At 50.7% G+C, this 20,505-nt stretch carries 21 protein-coding genes and 1 other annotated feature; all 21 genes read left to right on the top strand.

All coding sequences use genetic code 11. From position 1 onward, the window contains the following. The first annotated feature begins 2 nt into the window (after positions 1 to 2). The 21 genes from EDC33_RS08795 to rpsL all read left to right on the top strand — a co-directional run bounded on the left by EDC33_RS08795 (position 3) and on the right by rpsL (position 20,459). Positions 3 to 1,058, top strand: coding sequence for a PIN/TRAM domain-containing protein (locus tag EDC33_RS08795; protein WP_179287249.1), 1,056 nt, complete (start codon positions 3 to 5; stop codon positions 1,056 to 1,058). Further along, positions 1,055 to 1,732 carry a 2-C-methyl-D-erythritol 4-phosphate cytidylyltransferase gene (gene ispD / locus EDC33_RS08790; protein WP_124010891.1) on the top strand — a complete coding sequence of 226 codons (678 nt, stop codon included), beginning with the start codon at positions 1,055 to 1,057 and terminating at the stop codon, positions 1,730 to 1,732. The genes EDC33_RS08795 and ispD overlap by 4 nt, the downstream gene beginning before the upstream one ends. 1 nt (position 1,733) lies before the next feature. Then, the gene (gene ispF, locus EDC33_RS08785; RefSeq protein WP_124010890.1) at positions 1,734 to 2,216 is read left to right on the top strand and encodes a 2-C-methyl-D-erythritol 2,4-cyclodiphosphate synthase; all 483 of its coding nucleotides are present in this window, start codon (positions 1,734 to 1,736) and stop codon (positions 2,214 to 2,216) included. A 2-nt stretch (positions 2,217 to 2,218) separates the two neighbouring features. Next, positions 2,219 to 3,670 carry a glutamate--tRNA ligase gene (gene gltX, locus EDC33_RS08780; protein ID WP_124010889.1) on the top strand — a complete coding sequence of 484 codons (1,452 nt, stop codon included), beginning with the start codon at positions 2,219 to 2,221 and terminating at the stop codon, positions 3,668 to 3,670. 254 nt (positions 3,671 to 3,924) lie between these two features. Continuing rightward, a complete protein-coding gene (cysE, locus tag EDC33_RS08775) occupies positions 3,925 to 4,581 on the top strand; it encodes a serine O-acetyltransferase (RefSeq protein WP_124010888.1) in 657 nt (218 codons plus the stop codon). Continuing rightward, positions 4,565 to 5,959, top strand: a complete 1,395-nt coding sequence (cysS, locus tag EDC33_RS08770) for a cysteine--tRNA ligase (protein WP_124010887.1) — start codon at positions 4,565 to 4,567, stop codon at positions 5,957 to 5,959. Before cysE ends, cysS begins: the two co-directional genes overlap by 17 nt. Further along, positions 5,952 to 6,353 (top strand): Mini-ribonuclease 3, encoded by a 402-nt coding sequence (locus tag EDC33_RS08765; protein WP_229716693.1) that lies wholly within the window; start codon positions 5,952 to 5,954, stop codon positions 6,351 to 6,353. The genes cysS and EDC33_RS08765 overlap by 8 nt, the downstream gene beginning before the upstream one ends. Continuing rightward, complete coding sequence (gene rlmB, locus EDC33_RS08760) at positions 6,346 to 7,086, top strand: 23S rRNA (guanosine(2251)-2'-O)-methyltransferase RlmB (RefSeq protein WP_040106284.1); 741 nt, start codon at positions 6,346 to 6,348, stop codon at positions 7,084 to 7,086. The genes EDC33_RS08765 and rlmB overlap by 8 nt, the downstream gene beginning before the upstream one ends. Before the next feature lies 1 nt (position 7,087). Further along, the gene (locus tag EDC33_RS08755; RefSeq protein WP_094906128.1) at positions 7,088 to 7,615 is read left to right on the top strand and encodes an NYN domain-containing protein; all 528 of its coding nucleotides are present in this window, start codon (positions 7,088 to 7,090) and stop codon (positions 7,613 to 7,615) included. Between the two features lie 60 nt (positions 7,616 to 7,675). Then, positions 7,676 to 8,308, top strand: coding sequence for an RNA polymerase sigma factor (locus tag EDC33_RS08750; RefSeq protein ID WP_170156387.1), 633 nt, complete (start codon positions 7,676 to 7,678; stop codon positions 8,306 to 8,308). A 40-nt stretch (positions 8,309 to 8,348) separates the two neighbouring features. Continuing rightward, entirely contained in the window at positions 8,349 to 8,483 is a 135-nt protein-coding gene (gene rpmG / locus EDC33_RS08745) for a 50S ribosomal protein L33 (protein ID WP_084184888.1), read from the top strand. Positions 8,484 to 8,501: 18 nt separating this feature from the next. Next, positions 8,502 to 8,678 carry a preprotein translocase subunit SecE gene (gene secE, locus EDC33_RS08740; protein WP_031545932.1) on the top strand — a complete coding sequence of 59 codons (177 nt, stop codon included), beginning with the start codon at positions 8,502 to 8,504 and terminating at the stop codon, positions 8,676 to 8,678. Between the two features lie 16 nt (positions 8,679 to 8,694). Beyond that, entirely contained in the window at positions 8,695 to 9,234 is a 540-nt protein-coding gene (nusG, locus tag EDC33_RS08735) for a transcription termination/antitermination protein NusG (protein WP_040106281.1), read from the top strand. Between the two features lie 137 nt (positions 9,235 to 9,371). Further along, positions 9,372 to 9,797, top strand: coding sequence for a 50S ribosomal protein L11 (gene rplK, locus EDC33_RS08730; protein WP_094906130.1), 426 nt, complete (start codon positions 9,372 to 9,374; stop codon positions 9,795 to 9,797). A gap of 77 nt (positions 9,798 to 9,874) precedes the next feature. Further along, on the top strand, positions 9,875 to 10,570 hold the full coding sequence (gene rplA, locus EDC33_RS08725; protein ID WP_040106279.1) for a 50S ribosomal protein L1: 696 nt from the start codon (positions 9,875 to 9,877) through the stop codon (positions 10,568 to 10,570). A gap of 52 nt (positions 10,571 to 10,622) precedes the next feature. Further along, positions 10,623 to 10,767, top strand: a sequence feature (ribosomal protein L10 leader region). 28 nt (positions 10,768 to 10,795) lie between these two features. Next, a complete protein-coding gene (gene rplJ / locus EDC33_RS08720; RefSeq protein WP_040106278.1) occupies positions 10,796 to 11,296 on the top strand; it encodes a 50S ribosomal protein L10 in 501 nt (166 codons plus the stop codon). Positions 11,297 to 11,324: 28 nt separating this feature from the next. Continuing rightward, on the top strand, positions 11,325 to 11,693 hold the full coding sequence (gene rplL / locus EDC33_RS08715; protein ID WP_031545921.1) for a 50S ribosomal protein L7/L12: 369 nt from the start codon (positions 11,325 to 11,327) through the stop codon (positions 11,691 to 11,693). Positions 11,694 to 11,792: 99 nt separating this feature from the next. After that, positions 11,793 to 12,410 (top strand): class I SAM-dependent methyltransferase, encoded by a 618-nt coding sequence (locus tag EDC33_RS08710; protein WP_124010886.1) that lies wholly within the window; start codon positions 11,793 to 11,795, stop codon positions 12,408 to 12,410. Positions 12,411 to 12,622: 212 nt separating this feature from the next. Beyond that, positions 12,623 to 16,159 carry a DNA-directed RNA polymerase subunit beta gene (gene rpoB, locus EDC33_RS08705; protein WP_124010885.1) on the top strand — a complete coding sequence of 1,179 codons (3,537 nt, stop codon included), beginning with the start codon at positions 12,623 to 12,625 and terminating at the stop codon, positions 16,157 to 16,159. A gap of 37 nt (positions 16,160 to 16,196) precedes the next feature. Beyond that, on the top strand, positions 16,197 to 19,820 hold the full coding sequence (gene rpoC / locus EDC33_RS08700) for a DNA-directed RNA polymerase subunit beta' (RefSeq protein ID WP_124010884.1): 3,624 nt from the start codon (positions 16,197 to 16,199) through the stop codon (positions 19,818 to 19,820). A 222-nt stretch (positions 19,821 to 20,042) separates the two neighbouring features. Continuing rightward, a complete protein-coding gene (rpsL, locus tag EDC33_RS08695; protein WP_031545912.1) occupies positions 20,043 to 20,459 on the top strand; it encodes a 30S ribosomal protein S12 in 417 nt (138 codons plus the stop codon). Positions 20,460 to 20,505: the final 46 nt, after the last annotated feature.

The raw sequence follows: 20,505 nt of genomic DNA, 5'->3' as shown, positions 1-20,505 counted from the left end.
CCATGTTGAAGTATCTGCTTTATATTCTGTACGTACTTATCGGGGTTTCACTCGGCGTCTGGCTCATGCCGACGCTCTTCCAGCTGCTTCCGTTCGATCTGCCGATGGTGATCGATAATGTATTGGTTCATGGCCTTGCCGGGCTGCTGCTGTTTCTCCTCCTCTTCCTGTGGACGGTGCCGAAGGTCGAATCGCTTATCCGGAGGAGCGAAGCCCTGATCCTGAACCGCAGCCTTGCAGAGATTGTGTCCGCCACACTAGGAATGATCGTCGGCCTTTTAATTGCTGTCTTAATTTCCCTATTGATCAATGCCATCGACATTCCTCTGATCGGCGATATCATTCCCTTCATACTGGCTGTGATACTGGGGTATCTCGGGTTCCAGATCGGGCTCAAGAAGTTCAGTGAAGTTCTGGATTTCCTTCCCGGCAATTTTTCGAAATCCCAGGAAGAGGAGAAGAGGATTCCGCGTAAGTTCCTCGATACGAGTGCCATCATAGATGGAAGGATCGTGGATGTGGCAAAGACGGGGTTCATCGAAGGGGAGCTCGTGATTCCGCAGTTCGTGCTGGATGAACTCCAGCTCATTGCCGATGCTACAGACCCGATCAAAAGGGACAAGGGGCAGAGGGGGCTGGATATGCTGAACACCCTGCAGGAGCAGAGTGATAATGTCACCATCATGCCGGTCGATTACGACAAGCTTGATGTCGATCATCAGCTGATCGAAGCTGCGAAAGCGGAACAGGGTGCCATCATCACCACCGATTATAATCTGAACAAGGTATGCCAGCTGCACCAGATCCCGGTCCTCAATGTGAATCAGCTGTCCGAGGCAATCAAAGTCGTCGTCATCCAGGGCGACACATTCAATCTGCTGATCTCGAAGACGGGCAAAGAAGAGAACCAGGGGGTCGGCTACCTTGAAGATGGTACGATGGTCGTGGTTGAAGAAGGCAGGTCCCTTATAAATAAGACCGTCAAAGTAGAGGTGGTAAGTGTGCTCCAGACAAATTCCGGGCGCATCGTATTCGCTAGGAAAGTGAGAAGGAAATGAAATATACAGTAATAATTCCGGCTGCCGGAATGGGCAGCAGAATGCATATGGATTACAATAAGGTTTTCATCAGGTTGGGGGACACCCCGATCATCCGGATGACTGTAGAGAAATTTGAAGCAGACCCCGACTGTGAAGCCATCCATCTTGCTGGGCGCAAGGGGGAAATGGACACACTATGGGAGATGCTTCAGGGATGCACCAAGGTCAAAGGCATCCATGAAGGCGGCAGGGAACGCCAGCACAGCATCCATAATGTCCTCGGGGCCATCGAACCTGCAGACTATGTGTTTGTACATGATGGGGCGAGGCCCTTCGTCAGCCAGCATACGCTGGATGATCTGAAGGCGTCGGTCGAAATGCATCAGGCAGTCATCTGCGGCGTAAAGCCGAAGGATACGCTGAAGCGTATATCCGGGGACGAAGTGGAAGAGACGATCGACCGTGCGTCGGTCATCGCGGTCCATACACCGCAGGCTTTCCAATATGATTTGCTCATGCGTGCATATCAGAATGCGGCGGAGAAGAACCTTTCCGTGACGGATGACTCGATGATGGTGGAAGCACTCGGGAAAAGGGTCCACGTGACGGCGTCGACTTATGATAATATTAAAATAACGACTGAAGAAGACCTGAAGGTCGCTGAATCCATTATGAAGAAAGGGAGTGAATGACATGCTCAGGATTGGTCACGGATTTGACGTCCATGCGTTCGAAGCAGGCCGGCCGCTGATCATCGGTGGCATCGAGATTCCCCATGACCGTGGACTCAAGGGACACTCGGATGCGGATGTGCTGCTCCATACGATGGCGGATGCCATCCTCGGGGCCCTGGCTCTCGGGGATATCGGCAAGTTCTTCCCGGACACGGATGCGGCGTTCAAGGATATGGATTCCAAAGTGCTGCTTTCTGAAGTGGTCGAGATGATGGTCAAAAAAGGGTACAGGATAGGGAACATCGATGCAGTCATCATGGCGGAGCGTCCCAAGTTCAGGCCGCACATCGATGATATGCGGGATGTTGCCGCCTCCCTTTTGAAGACGGATCTTTCAAATGTTAATATTAAGGCGACAACTACGGAAAAGCTCGGTTTTACAGGCAGGGGCGAAGGCATCGCTTCTGAAGCGGTAGTTCTAATTGAAAAAGTGGAGGAATAACAATGGATAAAGTAAGAGTGAGGTATGCACCAAGTCCGACAGGATATCTGCACATCGGTAACGCGCGGTCGGCATTGTTCAACTATCTTTTTGCCCGTCGCTATGACGGAGATTTCATCATCCGGATCGAAGATACGGACAGTGCGCGGAATGTGGCAGCGGGTGAAGAGTCCCAGCTCCATTATCTGAAGTGGCTCGGTCTGGAATGGGACGAGAGTGTGGATAAGGATGGAGGATACGGACCGTACCGCCAGTCGGAACGCCAGCACATCTACAAGCCGATCATCGACAGGCTGCTGGAGGAAGGTAAAGCTTATCGGTGCTATATGACATCGGAAGAACTGGAAGCGGAGCGGGAAGCGCAGATCGCCCGCGGTGAAATGCCGAGATACGGCGGCCAGCATGCGAACCTGACGGAAGAGGAGGAGCAGGCCTTCATCGATGAAGGCAGGCAGCCAAGCATCCGTTTCCGTGTGCCGAAGGATGAGACCTTCGTATTCGAGGATATCGTAAAAGGTGAAGTGTCATTCGAATCGAACGGTATCGGGGACTGGGTCATCGTCAAAAAGGACGGCGTACCGACGTACAACTTCGCTGTCGTCATCGACGACCACATGATGGAGATCTCCCACGTACTGCGCGGGGATGACCATATCTCCAATACACCAAAACAGCAGATGATCTATCAGGCGATGGGCTGGGAAGAGCCGAAGTTCGGCCATATGACCCTCATCGTCAATGAAAACAAGAAGAAGCTCTCCAAGCGCGATGGTTCGATTATCCAGTTCATCGAGCAGTACAAGGATCTCGGCTATCTGCCTGAGGCCCTGTTCAACTTCATCGCGCTGCTCGGTTGGACGCCTGAAGGAGAAGAGGAGATCTTCTCCAAGGAGGAATTCATCAAGCTGTTTGATGAGACGCGGCTGTCCAAGTCCCCGGCGTTCTTCGACAAGCAGAAGCTGACTTGGATCAATAACCAGTACATGAAGGAAAAGGATACTGAAACGGTCTTCCAGATGGCACTTCCCCATCTTGTTAAGGAGGGACTTGTTGAAGAGAACGCCTCCGAAGCCGAGTTGGATTGGGCCCGCAAGCTCGTAGCGCTCTATCAGGAGCAGATGAGCTTTGCAGGGGAGATCACGACCCTGTCCGAGCAGTTCTTCAAGGATGATATCGAATTTGACGAAGCGGCGAACGAAGTCATCGCACAGGAACACATCCCTGAACTGATGGCAGCCCTGCATGAGAAGTTCAGCATGATGGATGATTTCTCCCCAGAAGCCATCAAGGCGGCAATCAAGGAAGTCCAGAAGTCGACCGGCTATAAGGGCAAGAAGCTCTTCATGCCGATCCGCGTGGCCGTGACAGGCCAGACGAAGGGTCCGGAGCTGCCGGAGACCATCTCACTGATCGGCAGGGAAAAGGCACTGGTGCGCATCGGAAAGTTGAAGTAGCCGGGCAAACCAGTTGCAGCATGGGGCGGAATCCATTATGATTGTTAGAACAGAGAAACGAGTATGATCTTTTGACGGAAACCAGAGATTATCCGGCAGGTGTGAGGATAACCGGTCACTGATCAGAATTGCCCTCTGTGGAAATCTCAACATACCGAGAGTGCAGTATGTGCTGCAAGCAGAGTGGAACCGTGCTTAATGCGCCTCTGTCCTAAATGGACAGGGGCATTTTTATTAGAATGGAGGAAGACGAAATGCTGGATAGAATGAAGGAAGACATCGATATGGTGCTGGAATTGGACCCGGCAGCCAAAAATCGCATGGAAGTATTTATCACTTGTTCAGGGCTCCATGCCATCTGGTCGCACCTGATTGCCCATAAATTGTACAAGAAGAAGTTTACGACAAGTGCGCGCATCATTTCCCAGATGAGCCGTTTCTTCACCGGCATCGAAATCCACCCGGGGGCCCAGGTCGGACGCAGACTGTTCATCGACCATGGTATGGGTACGGTAATAGGGGAGACATGCCGCATCGGCGACAATGTGACGATATACCAGGGAGTGACGCTTGGCGGGACCGGCAAGGAGGAGCAGAAGCGGCACCCCGACGTCGACGATAATGTGCTCATTGCTGCGGGTGCCAAAGTACTGGGAAATATACGCATCCACGAAAATTCGAAAATCGGTGCAAATTCCGTAGTATTGAAGGATGTACCCCGTGATGCGACCGTTGTAGGCATTCCGGGCTATGTGGTCAAGCAGGCGGGAGAGAAGGTCAAGAACGCCAGGGATCTGAATCACACCGATCTGCCCGACCCGATTCTCGATATGATCCACGGACTGGAAGATGAAATCAAGGACTTTAGACACGAAGTCAGAAACGAGGTAGAAAATGGTTCTCATATTTAACTCTTTGACGCGGCAGAAGGAAGAATTCAAACCCATGGAGGATGGCAGGGTAAAGATGTATGTGTGCGGTCCTACCGTGTACAACTACATCCACATCGGCAACGCGCGTCCGGCGATTGCATTCGATACGGTACGCCGCTATCTTGAATATAAAGGGTATGAAGTGGAATATGTCTCCAACTTCACTGATGTCGATGACAAGCTCATCAAGGCATCACTCGAGCTGAAGGAGGAGGTCCCGGTCATCGCCGACCGTTTCATAAAAGCCTTCTTCGAGGACACGGGGGCATTGAACGTGAAGCCTGCCACACACCATCCACGTGTAATGGACCACATGGACGATATCATAGATTTCATACAGGTGCTGATCGACAAGGGGCACGCCTATGAATCAGACGGCGATGTCTATTTCAGGACACGTTCCTTTGATGGGTACGGGAAGCTCTCCCATCAGTCGGTGGATGACCTGAAGGTTGGAGCGAGGATTGAATCTGGGGAGAAGAAGCAGGATCCGCTGGACTTCGTGCTGTGGAAGCAGGCCAAGCCGAATGAAATCAAATGGTCCGCCCCATGGGGGGAAGGGCGCCCGGGCTGGCATATCGAATGCAGCGTCATGGCGCGCCATCATCTGGGGGATACGATCGACATCCACGCAGGCGGCCAGGACCTCACCTTCCCGCACCATGAAAATGAGATTGCACAGAGCGAGTGCATGACGGACAGCACATTCGCAAACTACTGGATGCATAACGGCTACATCAATATAGACAATGAAAAGATGTCGAAGTCCCTCGGGAACTTCATCCTGGTCCACGACATCATCAAGGAAATCAATCCGAATGTCCTCCGCTTCTTCATGATCAGCGTCCATTACCGCAACCCGATCAACTATAACCGGGAACTGGTCGGGGCTGCCGAGAACGGGCTGAAGCGGATCCAGTCCAGCTACCTGCAGGCAAAGGAACGTCTTGCCAGTGCCGTAGGCAACGGTGAGGACGAGGTGATGCTGAAGATCATCGACGATAACATCAAGACATTCGAGGCGCATATGGATGATGACTTCAATACGGCAAATGCCATTACGGCATGGCATGACCTCACGACCGAACTGAACAAATATCTGCGCCGCCATACGACATCCACAGGAGTGCTGGAACGCTTCGTCGAAGTGTTCGAAATCTACAGCACAGTCCTCGGCCTCGAGCTCGATGAGGCTGAAGTATTGCTTGATGAGGAGATCGAGGCACTGATTGAAGAACGGAATGAAGCGAGAAAGAACAGGGATTTCGCACGTGCTGATGAAATCCGTGACGACCTGAAGGCGCAGGGGATCATCCTCGAGGATACCAAGGAAGGCGTGCGTTTCAGACGTGGGTGAGCATAATACCGACGGTATGCAGCCCCTGTCCCTCGCCTTTGTCGGAGATGCAGTGTACTCCGTCTATGTGCGGACCCATCTCCTGGTCGAAAGCCCCCATCTGAAACCGGATGCCATCCATCAGGCGGCCAACCGGATGGTGAAGGCGAGTGCCCAGGCAGAAGCCCTGGACCATCTGCGCAAGCATGTCCTGACGGAGGAAGAGTGGGATATTGCGCGGAAGGCACGCAATAAGTCGAGTGCAACACGGGCAAAAAACGCATCGATCAAGGATTACAGGAATGCTTCGGGACTGGAGGCGCTGATCGGCCACCTCCATTTGAAGGGGGAGAAGGCGAGGCTTGATGAATTGATGCATATCATATTGGAATCAGGGAGGGATAGAGATGAGTGATTCAGTGATAGCGGGGCGCCATGCAGTGCGTGAGGCGCTCATGGGGGATGCAGACATCAACAAGGTGTTCATCCAGGACTCCGTAAACAAGGGACAGATCAAGGATATACTTGATATCGCAAGAAAAAAGAAGGTGGTCGTCCAGACGGTCCCCAAATCGAAGCTTGATGGGCTGACTGATGAACGGCATCAGGGTGTAGTGGCCCTCGGCAGTCCGCACGACTATATGCCGCTTGAAACATTGATGGGAAGGATCGAGGGGAAGCGTGCGAACCTGGTCATACTTGATGGCCTGGAGGACCCGCACAACCTTGGATCCATCCTCAGGACCTGTGATGCGACCGGATTTGATGGTGTCATCATTCCGAACCGCCGCTCCGTACAGCTGACGGATACGGTCGCCAAGACGTCCACAGGGGCGATAGAACATGTGCCGGTCGTCCGCGTGACGAACATCAACCAGACCATCGACAAGCTGAAGGAGAAGGGATTCTGGATTGCGGGCAGTGACGGCAAGGGTACGATGGATTACCGGGAAATGGCGGCAGATGTCAATACAGCGCTTGTGATAGGAAGCGAAGGTAAAGGGATCAGCAGAAAGACGCTGGAGAAATGTGATTTTGTCGTACAGATTCCGATGGTGGGCCACATCACCAGCCTCAACGCCTCGGTATCGGCCGCACTGCTGATGTATGAAGTGTTCCGCAAGCAGAACGACGTCAGGCGTGGATGATATGAAGCGGAAGAAAAGGCGCATCCTGATTGTGGATGGCTATAATCTGATTGGTGCGGATCAGGAACTGCATAGGGAGTCCCTCCATTCGCTCGAGATGCCCAGAGAGAAGATACTGGCAGCCTTGGCTGAATACCAGTCGGTTGCGAACTACGAGATCATCTGCGTATTCGATGCCTACGAAGTGCGCTCGAAAGAGAGCATCATTGATTATCATGGTGTCACTGTAGTGTATACGAAGGAGAAGGAGACGGCTGATGAGTATATTGAGCGCTTCGTCCACGACCACTATCATCCCCACCTATGTGAAATCAGTGTGGTGACGAGCGACCTGACTGAACAGAATGCAATATTTGCGCTCGGTGCCTACAGGATCCCCTCACGGGAGATGTGGGTGAACCTGGCGGAAGCCGAAAAGAATATCAGCAGGAAAATAGATACGATTAATGAAAAAATGCCAAGGCAGAAACTGGATATCCGCGATGATGTCCAGGCGAAACTTGAAAAATGGCGCCGGGGGCGATTCTAGCGTATTGTGTTTGCCCCCGTTCCCTCTTATCATTCCTATTAACAGGATAGGGGGATGGATATGTACCAGATTGCCACGTTTCATTTTTTTGTCAGGGAAGATTCCGATGATGAACTGGATGCATTGGCGTTCAGGGTCCGTGCGGGGGATATGGAGGCCTTCGATCTGATCGATGCCAGACTGAGGCCGCAGGTCCACCGTATGAGCTATCGGTATATGAATGATTTCCATGATCGTGAAGATGTCGAGCAGGAGATGATGGAACAGGCGCTCAGGCTGTGCAGCCGCTATCAGCATGACAGGGGGAGGTACCGCCATTATCTGTTCCGCACGCTGCATCTTGAAATGCGCTCGCGCAGGAAGCGGGACATGAGGGCGTACAGGGTGCTTGTGCCGCCGGGGGACAAAGGTATAGTGGAACCGGCCGAACCGGAGGAGAAGGTGGTCAACCCCATCAACATCATGGTGAAGGAGGAGCAGCTCCAGTATCTCATGCATAAGCGGGGGATCTGCTCTCCGCTTGAAAGGAAGGTGCTCCAGCACCTCGAAAAGGGCCATGGCATCAGCGATGTCTGCAGGGAGCTCGCCCTCGACAGAAGAAGCGTACTGAACACCCTGCACCGCATCAGGCGAAAAAAGGAGCGTCTCGCCATGCTGGAGGAGTCCGGGGGGCCGTTTGACAACATGGCCTGAAATCGGTATAGTAAATTAGAATTGAAATGAGGATTTTATGATGAAAGTGGCATTGTTATGCACTGAATGCGGGTCGCGCAACTACACGACTGAAAGCGAGCATAAAGAGCGGCTTGTGCTCAAGAAATACTGCAGGACATGCAACCGGCATACGACTCATAAGAGTTCCATCTGATACAGGAGGAAGCAACCGATGGCAAATGATAAGAACTTCTTGCAGAATGTTGTCAGCGAAATGAAGAAAGTAAGCTGGCCGACTGGTCAGGAGACGGTACGCTATACTGCGGTCGTCATGTTCACAGTGATATTCTTTCTGGCGTTTTTCTATGCGCTGGACCTGGGTATCTCCGCAATCATAGACTTAATGTAACTAAAGGAGAGATACTATGTCTGGAGAAAAGAACTGGTATGCTGTGCACACCTATTCCGGATATGAAAATAAAGTAAAAGCAAATCTCGAGGCGCGTCTCGAATCGATGAATATGCAGGATCAGATCTTCCGCGTCATTATTCCAGAAGAGGAAGAGACGACCGTCAAGGACGGCAAGCGCAAGACTGCCATGAAAAAGACGTTCCCGGGCTACGTGCTGGTGGAACTGGTCATGACTGACGAATCATGGTACATCGTGCGGAACACTCCAGGCGTCACCGGCTTTGTCGGCTCGCAGGGAGCAGGCAGCAAGCCGAACCCGCTGCTTCCAGAGGAAGTCAAATTCATCCTGAGATCCATGGGCATGGCAGAGCGTACAGTCGATTTCGAAGTTGAAGTCGGCGAATCCGTCAATATCGTTGATGGGCCGTTCAAGAACCAGACCGGGGAAATCCGTTCCATCGACGAGGAGCACTACAAGCTCACGGTACTTGTCGAGATGTTCGGTCGGGATACGCCTGTGGAGGTCGAATTCGACCAAATCGAGAAATTGTAATATGTGACTTGTGTTTTCAATGGAATAATGGTATATTGTCATGGTCGAATTTTGTTCGGCCATCTTTTTTTGATGCGAGTGGGAGGGTGAAAACTGACATCCTATGACCACATCACGATAACGAGGAGGTGCACATCGTGGCTAAAAAAGTAATCAACGTAGTAAAATTGCAGATTCCTGCAGGTAAAGCGAACCCGGCACCACCGGTAGGTCCGGCACTAGGTCAAGCGGGCGTAAACATCATGGGATTCTGTAAAGAATTCAATGCACGTACACAGGAACAGGCTGGTCTCATCATTCCGGTTGAAATTTCCGTATTCGAGGACCGTTCCTTCACATTCATTACGAAGACTCCACCAGCAGCCGTTCTTCTGAAGAAAGCTGCCAACACTGAAAAAGGTTCAGGCGAACCGAACAAGAATAAAGTGGCGACAGTAACTGAAGCGCAAGTACGTGAAATTGCTGAAACTAAAATGGAAGACCTTAATGCAGCAGACGTGGAAGCGGCTATGCGTATGGTCGAAGGTACAGCAAGAAGCATGGGCTTCTCTGTAGAGAAATAATTTGAATTGACCATAAGGTTAAAGTATTAATACAAACGTGGGAGGATTACCCGCTATAACCACAAGGAGGAATAGTAATGGCTAAGAGAAGTAAAAAGTATCAGGCTGCTCTCGAGAAGTTTGATCAAAATGCGTCTTACAGCGTAGAAGAAGCAGTCAAACTTGCCAAAGAGACAAGTACTGTAAATTTCGATGCTTCTGTAGAAGTAGCATTCCGCCTGGGTATTGATACGCGTAAAAACGATCAGCAGATCCGTGGAGCAATCGTACTGCCGCACGGTACTGGCAAGTCACAGCGTGTATTGGTATTCGCTAAGGGCGACAAGGCGAAAGAAGCAGAAGCAGCAGGTGCAGACTACGTAGGAGAACAGGACTACATCCAGAAGATCAATAATGGATGGTTCGACTTCGACGTTATCGTAGCGACACCGGACATGATGGGTGAGGTCGGCAAGCTCGGCCGTGTGCTCGGACCAAAAGGTCTCATGCCGAACCCTAAAACAGGCACTGTAACAATGGATGTTACTAAAGCCGTTGAAGAGATCAAAGCAGGTAAAGTTGAATACCGTGCAGAAAAATCCGGTATCGTCCATGCAGCGATCGGCAAAGTTTCCTTCGATGATGAGAAGCTCGCCGACAACTTCAGGACGCTTGCGGATGCACTCACGAAAGCGAAACCGGCTTCTTCAAAAGGTACCTACTTCAAATCCGTGGCACTGTCTTCAACAATGGGACCTGGTGTCAAAGTTGATCTGAACGAAGTGAGGATCTAATTTCAATACCTTATTGGATATTGACAACTGCAGCTGTATTGTGTATAGTTGCAGTTGTATTTTAATATTCCCTAAGACAGTAGGAGCACCCTGTGCTTAAAACCCGATCCTACCGAGGCAAATGATGACGACTTGAATTCATATTGAATATTCAAGCACTTTTTGCCGTGGGTAAAAGGTGCTTTTTTAATGCACCGGATACACAAAAATTATGGAGGTGTAACTATGTCAAATGTGATTGAAGCTAAAAAGCAGCACGTGGATGTCATTTCCGACCAGCTCAAGAACTCTGTATCTACAGTGCTTGTAGACTACCGTGGCCTGTCTGTATCTGAAATGACTGAACTGCGCAAGCAGCTTCGTGAAGCAGGCGTCGAATTCAAAGTCTACAAGAACACGATGACGCGCCGCGCAGCTGAAAAGGCTGAACTTGCTGAAATCAATGAGTTCCTCACTGGTCCAAACGCGCTTGCATTTTCAAACGAAGATGTAATCGCCCCAGCGAAGATCATCAACAATTTCGCGAAGGAACATGAAGCTTTGGAAATCAAAGCGGGCATCATCGAAGGAACATTCACGCCGGCAGAAGATGTCAAGGCGATTGCAGCGCTTCCAGGCAAAGAAGGCCTTGTTTCCATGCTGCTCTCTGTACTTCAGGCTCCAGTACGCAACTTCGCCTATGCAGTTAAAGCAGTCGGTGAAGAGAAAGAAAACGAAGAAGCCTAAACCAATCTATTAAAAAAACGGAGGAATTATAATGTCTCAAGAACAAATCATTGAAGCAATAAAAGAAATGTCCGTACTTGAACTCAACGACCTTGTTAAAGCAATTGAAGAAGAATTCGGCGTAACAGCTGCAGCTCCAGTAGCAGCAGCAGGCGCAGGCGGCGGAGAAGCAGCTGCTGAAGAGCAGACTGAATTCGACGTTGAACTTACAGACGCTGGATCTTCCAAAATCAAAGTCATCAAAGTTGTTCGTGAAGCAACTGGTCTCGGACTCAAAGAAGCGAAAGCAGTCGTTGACGGCGCACCTAAAGTTGTCAAAGAAGGCCTTTCCAAAGAAGAAGCTGAAGAACTCAAATCCCAGCTTGAAGAAGTTGGCGCTGGCGTAGAACTTAAATAATTTTGTGTAAACACTTGGAGGCTCATGTTAAACATCTACTGTTTAAATGGGCCTCCTTTGTTATTTTATATAAGTGCTTCATTACATAGGAGTGGTATCATGAGCCATTATTTTACTGGTGATAATACAGAACATGAATATAGGGAAATCAAATTCAACTACAGAGACAGGGTCTATCGCTTCAAGACCGACCGCGGCGTCTTTTCGAGGGACCGCATCGACTATGGCTCGTCTGTTCTGATTGATGCCGTCGTCCATGACACCAGCATCTCAGAAGGCGGTGTCTTCGTAGACATGGGTGCAGGGTACGGCCCGATTGGAACTGTTCTTGGTGATGTGCTCGGAGCAAAGCCAATCATGGTCGAAGTGAATTCCGACGCGCTTATGCTGTGCCGTGCGAATGCAGAGCAGAATGGTGTTGAAGCCGAAGTGAAGGATCGTGTGGAATATGATGCGATGGAATTTGCAGAGCCTCCGGCGCTCTATGTGACAAATCCCCCTTTCCGTGCGGGGAAGCCGGTGGTGTTGGAGATGATTGAAGACGCCCATAGGAAGCTTGGCTCAGGAGGATCCTTCTATATGGTTGTCCAGAAAAAGCAGGGCATGCCGTCATATAGGAAAGCGGTCGAGAAGCTTTTCGGGAATTCCGAAATCGTCGTCAAGGACAAAGGCTATCATGTGCTGAAGGGCGTCAAAATGCAGAAGCCCGATGTTTGACTTGACAATTTTTCTGTGTTATAGTTATAGAATGTAAAAATATAATGTCAATCAGTATGCACTTTTTGAGCACTGATTGGATGGAGCGTATTAAATATTGTTAATAAATAGAAAATGGGGTTGGTCACGATTCCGTTTTCTTTTTGTCTTATTAACTGTTTAACTGCTTCGGTGAATGTTTTACGTAATTTTTATTAGGGGTGAATCTGTCGATGAGTCAATTGATTCAATATGGAAGACACGCTAAACGCAGAAGCTATGCACGTATCGAAGAGAAATTGGATTTGCCGAACCTGATCGAAATCCAGACGAAATCCTATGAATGGTTCCTACAGACGGGTCTGATCGAAATGTTCAAGGACATTTCACCGGTCGAGGACTTCACTGGCAACATGTCACTGGAATTTGTGGGTTATAAGCTTGGCGAGCCCAAGTACGATGAAGAAGAGGCAAAGAACCATGATGCAACATATTCTGCACCGTTGCGTGTAAAAGTACGCCTTGTCATCAAGGAAACGGGCGAAGTCAAGGAACAGGAAGTATTCATGGGCGACTTCCCGCTGATGACGGATACAGGTACTTTCATTATCAATGGCGCAGAGCGTGTAATCGTATCACAGCTTGTCAGAAGTCCATCCGTATACTATTCGGAAAAAATGGACAAAAACGGCAAAGCGAGCTTTGGGGCGACGGTGATTCCCAACCGTGGTGCATGGCTCGAATACGAGATCGATGCTAAAGATATAGTTTACGTAAGAATAGACCGTACGCGCAAGCTGCCGATGACGGTACTGCTCAGGGCGCTCGGATTTTCTACAGACCAGGAAATCATAAACCTTCTCGGTGACAGTGAACATCTCAGGAATACACTGGAGAAGGATACGACAGAAACAGTGGATCAGGCACTCCTAGAAATATACGAACGACTTCGCCCAGGCGAACCGCCGACAGTTGAGAATGCGAGAAATCTCCTCTACTCACGGTTCTTTGATCCGAAGCGTTATGATCTCGCGAGTGTTGGACGCTACAAGATGAATAAGAAGCTCCACCTTAAAAACCGTCTGTTCAACCAAGTGCTCGCTGAGCCTATCGTGGACAAGGAAACGGGCGAAATCGTAGCGGAAACAGGGACGACCGTCGACAGGCGCACATTGGACAGCATCATGGATGTGCTTGAAGCCAATGCAAACCTTGAAACATTCCGCCTTGAGAATGGACTTCTGGATGAACCGATTGAAATCCAGTCCATCAAAGTGGAAGCGCCGAACCAGGAAGAGGGTACAACGACAGTGATCGGCAATGCCTTCCCGGATGTGGAAGTGAAGTCCATCACACCGTCCGACATCATCGCCTCCATGAGCTACTTCTTCAACCTGATTGAAGGTGTGGGCCATACAGATGATATCGACCACCTCGGAAACCGTCGCCTGCGTTCCGTCGGTGAACTCCTGCAGAACCAGTTCAGAATCGGCCTTTCCCGTATGGAGCGTGTAGTAAGGGAGCGCATGTCGATTCAGGATACGGAATCCATCACACCACAGCAGCTCATCAATATCCGTCCTGTGATCGCATCCATAAAAGAGTTCTTCGGAAGCTCACAGCTTTCCCAGTTCATGGACCAGACGAACCCGCTTGCAGAGCTGACACATAAAAGACGTCTGTCTGCGCTTGGGCCCGGCGGTCTGACGCGTGAACGTGCGGGCATGGAAGTGCGGGACGTACACTATTCCCACTACGGCCGCATGTGTCCGATCGAGACGCCGGAGGGCCCGAACATCGGTCTGATCAACTCACTCTCGAGCTTTGCCAGGGTGAATGAATTCGGCTTCATCGAAACACCATATAGAAGAGTGGATCCGGAAACGAACCGTGTAACGGGCCATATCGACTACCTTACTGCCGATGAGGAAGACAGCTATGTCGTGGCTCAGGCCAACGCCCTGCTGAATGAGGACGGGTCATTCGTCAGAGATGAGATCGTATGCCGTTTCCGCGGCAACAACACGAAGATGGCAAGAGAGCGCATGGACTACATGGATGTTTCTCCAAAACAGGTCGTCTCTGCTGCGACGGCATGTATCCCATTCCTTGAAAATGATGACTCCAACCGTGCATTGATGGGTGCGAACATGCAGCGTCAGGCAGTACCGCTCCTCATCCCTCAGTCTCCTGATATCGGTACAGGCATGGAACACGTGGCTGCCCGCGACTCCGGTGCTGCGATAGTTGCACGCTATAAGGGCCGTGTGGAACATGTGGAAGCGAAGGAAATCCACATCCGCCGCATCGAGGAGGAGAATGGCAAGGAAGTCGAAACGGAAAAGGATATCTACAGGTTGTCCAAATTCATCCGTTCCAACTCCGGTACATGCTACAACCAGAAACCGATCGTTGCGAAAGGTGATGTGGTCACCAAGGGTGAGATTCTTGCAGATGGACCATCCATGGACAATGGCGAGATGGCTCTTGGACAGAACGTCGTCGTCGGTTTCATGACATGGGACGGCTACAACTATGAGGATGCCGTAATCATGAGTGAACGCCTTGTCAAAGATGATGTCTATACATCCATCCACATCGAAGAGTATGAGTCCGAATCCAGGGACACCAAGCTCGGACCTGAAGAAATCACAAGGGATATTCCGAACGTCTCCGATAACGCACTCAAGAAGCTCGATGACCGTGGCATCGTCCACATTGGCGCAGAAGTCAAGGATGGCGACATCCTCGTCGGTAAAGTGACGCCGAAAGGTGTTACGGAGCTGACGGCGGAAGAACGCCTCCTGCATGCGATATTCGGTGAGAAGGCACGTGAAGTCCGCGATACTTCACTGCGTGTACCGCACGGTGCCGGCGGCATCGTCCTTGATGTCAAAGTGTTCAACCGTGAAGATGGCGATGAGCTGTCCCCGGGTGTCAACCAGCTCGTGCGTGTCTACATCGTCCAGAAGCGTAAGATCAGCGTAGGGGACAAGATGTGTGGACGTCACGGAAACAAGGGTGTAATCTCCAGAATTCTTCCGGAAGAGGACATGCCTTATATGCCTGACGGCACGCCAATCGACATCATGCTCAACCCGCTTGGGGTACCTTCCCGTATGAACATCGGACAGGTGCTTGAACTCCACCTTGGCATGGCGGCCCGTGCGATGGGTCTGAAGATGGCGTCACCGGTATTCGATGGTGCCAACGAAGAAGACGTGTGGGAGACGATGGCTGAAGCCGGCCTTGCACGCGATGGCAAGACCGTCCTTTATGATGGACGCACAGGCGATCCGTTCGAAAACCGCATCTCCGTAGGCGTCATGTACATGCTCAAACTCGCCCACATGGTCGACGATAAGCTTCACGCAAGAAGTACCGGACCGTATTCCCTCGTTACACAGCAGCCACTTGGTGGTAAGGCCCAATTCGGTGGCCAGCGTTTCGGGGAAATGGAAGTCTGGGCACTGGAAGCCTATGGTGCCGCCTATACCCTGCAGGAAATCCTGACGGTCAAGTCGGATGATACTGTAGGACGTGTGAAGACTTACGAAGCGATTGTAAAAGGTGAGAACGTCCCTAAACCTGGCGTCCCTGAATCATTCCGCGTATTGATGAAGGAACTCCAGAGTCTTGGCCTCGACGTCAACATCCTCGATGATCAGGACGAAGAAGTCGAGATGCGTGATACTGAAGAGGATGATGCATCCAATCAGATGAATTTGAGCGAGAAGACAAGCGCTGCAACTGAAGATGTCACTGAATGATGATTGAGCTTGATAAAACTTTAGGGAGGAAAGCTCATTGATAGATGTAAATAGATTTCAATATATGAAAATAGGTCTTGCTTCATCGGAAAAGATCCGCTCATGGTCCTTTGGTGAAGTGAAGAAGCCTGAAACAATCAACTACAGAACACTTAAGCCTGAAAGGGACGGTCTTTTCTGTGAAAAGATCTTCGGTCCTACAAAGGACTGGGAGTGCAGCTGTGGAAAATATAAGCGCGTAAGGTATAAAGGTATGGTCTGCGACCGCTGTGGTGTCGAAGTGACACGTTCTAAAGTACGCCGGGAAAGGATGGGGCATATTGAACTCGCTGCCCCTGTTTCCCACATCTGGTACTTCAAGGGCATCCCGTCCAGAATGGGGCTGCTCCTCGACATGTCACCGCGTTCCCTTGAAGAAGTCATCTACTTCGCTTCCTATGCAGTGATCAAACCGGGTTCCACAGGCCTCGAGCCGAAGCAGCTCCTCACTGAACGTGAGTACAGGGAATACTACGACAAGCATGGCAATACGTTCACAGCCAAGATGGGTGCAGAAGCGATCAAGGAACTCCTTATGGATGTTAACCTTGAAGAAGAGCTCGAAGCACTGAGGAAAGAGCTGGAAACCGCTACGGGCCAGCGCCTGACAAGAGCGATCAAACGCCTTGAAGTCGTTGAATCATTCCGCAGTTCCGGCAATGACCCATCATGGATGATCCTTGATGTCCTGCCGATCATCCCGCCGGAAATCCGCCCGATGGTACAGCTTGATGGCGGCCGCTTTGCGACAAGTGACTTGAACGACCTCTATCGTCGTGTAATCAACCGGAACAACCGTCTGAAACGTCTGTTGGACCTCGGTGCTCCCGGCATCATCGTGCAGAACGAGAAGCGCATGCTCCAGGAAGCTGTGGATGCACTCATCGATAACGGCCGTCGCGGCCGTCCGGTGACAGGACCGGGGAACCGCCCGCTCAAATCGCTTTCCCACATGCTCAAAGGGAAGCAGGGACGTTTCCGTCAGAACCTTCTTGGTAAGCGTGTCGACTATTCAGGCCGTTCCGTAATCGTTGTAGGGCCAAGCCTGAAGATGTACCAATGCGGACTGCCGAAGGAAATGGCACTTGAACTCTTCAAGCCGTTCGTAATGAAAGAGCTTGTAGAACGTGAAATGGCGACAAACATCAAAAATGCCAAAGGCAAGATCGAGCGTATGGAAGATGATGTATGGGATGTTCTTGAAGATGTCATCAAAGAACACCCTGTCCTCCTCAACCGTGCACCGACACTCCACCGTCTGGGTATCCAGGCGTTCGAGGCGACGCTTGTCGAAGGCCGCGCCATCCGTCTGCACCCGCTGGTTACGACAGCGTACAATGCCGACTTCGATGGTGACCAGATGGCGGTACACGTACCGCTCTCCAAGGAAGCACAGGCGGAAGCACGTATGCTGATGCTCGCTGCCCAGAACATCCTCAATCCGAAGGATGGGAAGCCGGTCGTTACACCATCACAGGATATGGTGCTCGGGAACTACTATCTCACCCTCGAGAGGGAGAACACGAAACGTGAAGGACACATCTTCAAAGATACGAATGAAGTTGTAATGGCCTACCAGAATGGCTATGTCCAGCTTCATACACGCATCGGACTGCACACGAATTCACTGGAGGCGGAAAAGGTCTCCGAAGAGAATAAAGGCAAGATCCTGATGACGACGGCAGGCAAGGTCATCTTCAACGAGATCATGCCGCCATCCTTCCCGTACCTCAATGAACCGACAAGGGAAAACCTTGAGGATAAGACTCCGGACCGCTACTTCGTTTCAGTATCGGAGCTTGGTGAAGGCGGATTGGCAGAGAGATTCAAGGAGACGCCAATCGTGGAACCTTTCAACAAGAAGTACCTGGGTCAGATCATCGCGGAAGTGTTCAACAAGTTCCACATCACAGAAACATCCGTAATGCTCGACCTTATGAAGGACCTCGGCTTCAAGTATTCCTCCAAAGCCGGCATCACCGTAGGTGTGTCGGACATCGTGGTACTTCCGGACAAGCAGCAGATCATCGATGAGACGGAAGAGAAGGTCGAAAAAGTGCAGAAGCAGTTTGCACGTGGTCTGATCACTGAAGACGAGCGCTATGGTGCCGTCATCGAGCTCTGGACAAGAGCCAAGGATGTTATCCAGGAGCGCCTGATGGCGTCACTCCACCGTCTGAACCCGATCTTCATGATGAGTGATTCCGGTGCCCGTGGTAACGCGTCCAACTTCACCCAGCTTGCTGGTATGCGTGGCCTCATGGCCAACCCGTCCGGACAGATCATCGAACTCCCGATCAAGTCCAGCTTCCGTGAAGGCTTGACGGTACTCGAGTACTTCATTTCCACACACGGTGCCCGTAAAGGTCTTGCCGATACGGCCCTCAAGACGGCCGACTCCGGTTATCTCACAAGAAGGCTTGTTGATGTGGCACAGGATGTCATCGTGCGTGATGACGACTGTGGTACGGACAAGGGCCTCCTCGTTTCAGCATTGACAGAAGGATCCGAGCTCATCGAGCCATTCATCGACCGTCTGGAAGGGCGCTATTCGAAAGAAACGGTAAGGCATCCTGAAACTAAAGAAATCCTCGTACGTTCAAACGAACTCATCACAAGCGAACTGGCGAAGGAGATTGTGAACAGCGGCATCGAAGAGATGTACATCCGCTCTGCCTTCACATGCAACACCCGTCATGGTGTTTGTGAGCGCTGCTACGGTAAAAACCTGGCGACAGGCGAAAAAGTCGAAGTGGGTGAAGCAGTCGGTACAATCGCTGCCCAATCCATCGGTGAACCGGGTACACAGCTTACAATGCGTACATTCCACACAGGTGGGGTTGCCGGAAGCGATATTACCCAAGGTCTCCCGCGTATCCAGGAGCTCTTCGAGGCACGTAATCCAAAAGGTCAGGCGATGATTTCAGAAATCCGCGGAGCCGTTACGGATATCGAAGTCGTCAAGGACCGCCAGCAGGAGATCAAGATCAAGGGCGAGCAGGAGACGAAGACCTACACAGCGCCGGCAACAGCCCGTCTGCTTGTGGAAGTCGGAGATCAGATCGAACCCGGCCAGATTCTTACAGAAGGTTCGATAGAACCGAAGGAACTCCTTGCGGTTGCGGGATTGAACCGCACACAGGAATACCTTCTCAAGGAAGTTCAGAAGGTATACCGCATGCAGGGTGTTGAAATCGACGATAAGCACGTCGAGGTCATGGTCAGACAGATGCTCAGAAAAGTCAGGATCATCGATGCTGGAGACACGACGCTCCTTCCAGGTGCACTTGTCGACATCCATGCGTTTACGGATGCAAACAAGGAAATCTTCAAGAAGCGTAAACGTCCAGCAACGGCGAAGCCGGTATTGCTCGGAATCACGAAAGCATCCCTTGAAACAGAGAGCTTCCTCTCTGCAGCCAGCTTCCAGGAAACGACAAGAGTACTTACAGATGCTGCAATCAAAGGAAAACGGGATGAACTTCTCGGCCTCAAGGAAAATGTCATCATCGGTAAGCTGATTCCTGCAGGAACAGGCATGCCGAAGTACCGCGATGTCGAGATCGATGTCGAAAGAAGTACTGAAGCAGCCGATAAGGAAGAAGTATTGATAGAAGAATAACAGCAGCACCCACTCTTCGGAGTGGGGCCTGTTTTTTCATGATATATTGTTGACATCAATAGTGGCGGATGCTATTATTATTAAGGTTACTCTATATGGGATCGATACGATCGATATGGAGATAGAAAATGTTGAAATGTAAGATTTCAGTCTTACACATTTTTTATACCCTAAAAATGAACCACCTGGATGTGTGGGATTAATGAAGAGAGGAGGAAAACCATGCCAACGATTAATCAGCTTGTAAGAAAACCTCGTCAATCAAAAGGACAGAAATCAGACTCACCAGCATTGAACAGAGGGTTCAACAGCCTTAAGAAGCGTGTGACACACGAAAATGCACCACAGAAACGCGGTGTTTGTACTCGTGTTGGAACAATGACTCCTAAGAAACCGAACTCCGCTCTGCGTAAATATGCACGTGTGAGACTTTCAAATAATGTTGAAGTGAACGCATATATTCCTGGAATCGGGCACAACCTGCAGGAACACAGTGTAGTACTTATTCGTGGTGGACGTGTAAAGGACCTTCCTGGTGTACGTTACCATATCGTACGTGGTGCGCTTGATACTTCAGGTGTCAACGACCGCAGACAAGGCCGTTCACTCTACGGTACTAAACGCCCTAAGAAAAAATAATTCCGTCATGATATGACGGTCGGATAAACCCAATTTTGAAAGGAGG

Source organism: Salinicoccus roseus (assembly GCF_003814515.1).
Classification (GTDB): domain Bacteria; phylum Bacillota; class Bacilli; order Staphylococcales; family Salinicoccaceae; genus Salinicoccus; species Salinicoccus roseus.
The sequence above is the reverse complement of the archived record's forward strand: the minus strand, read 5'-3'. Positions and strand labels throughout refer to the sequence as shown.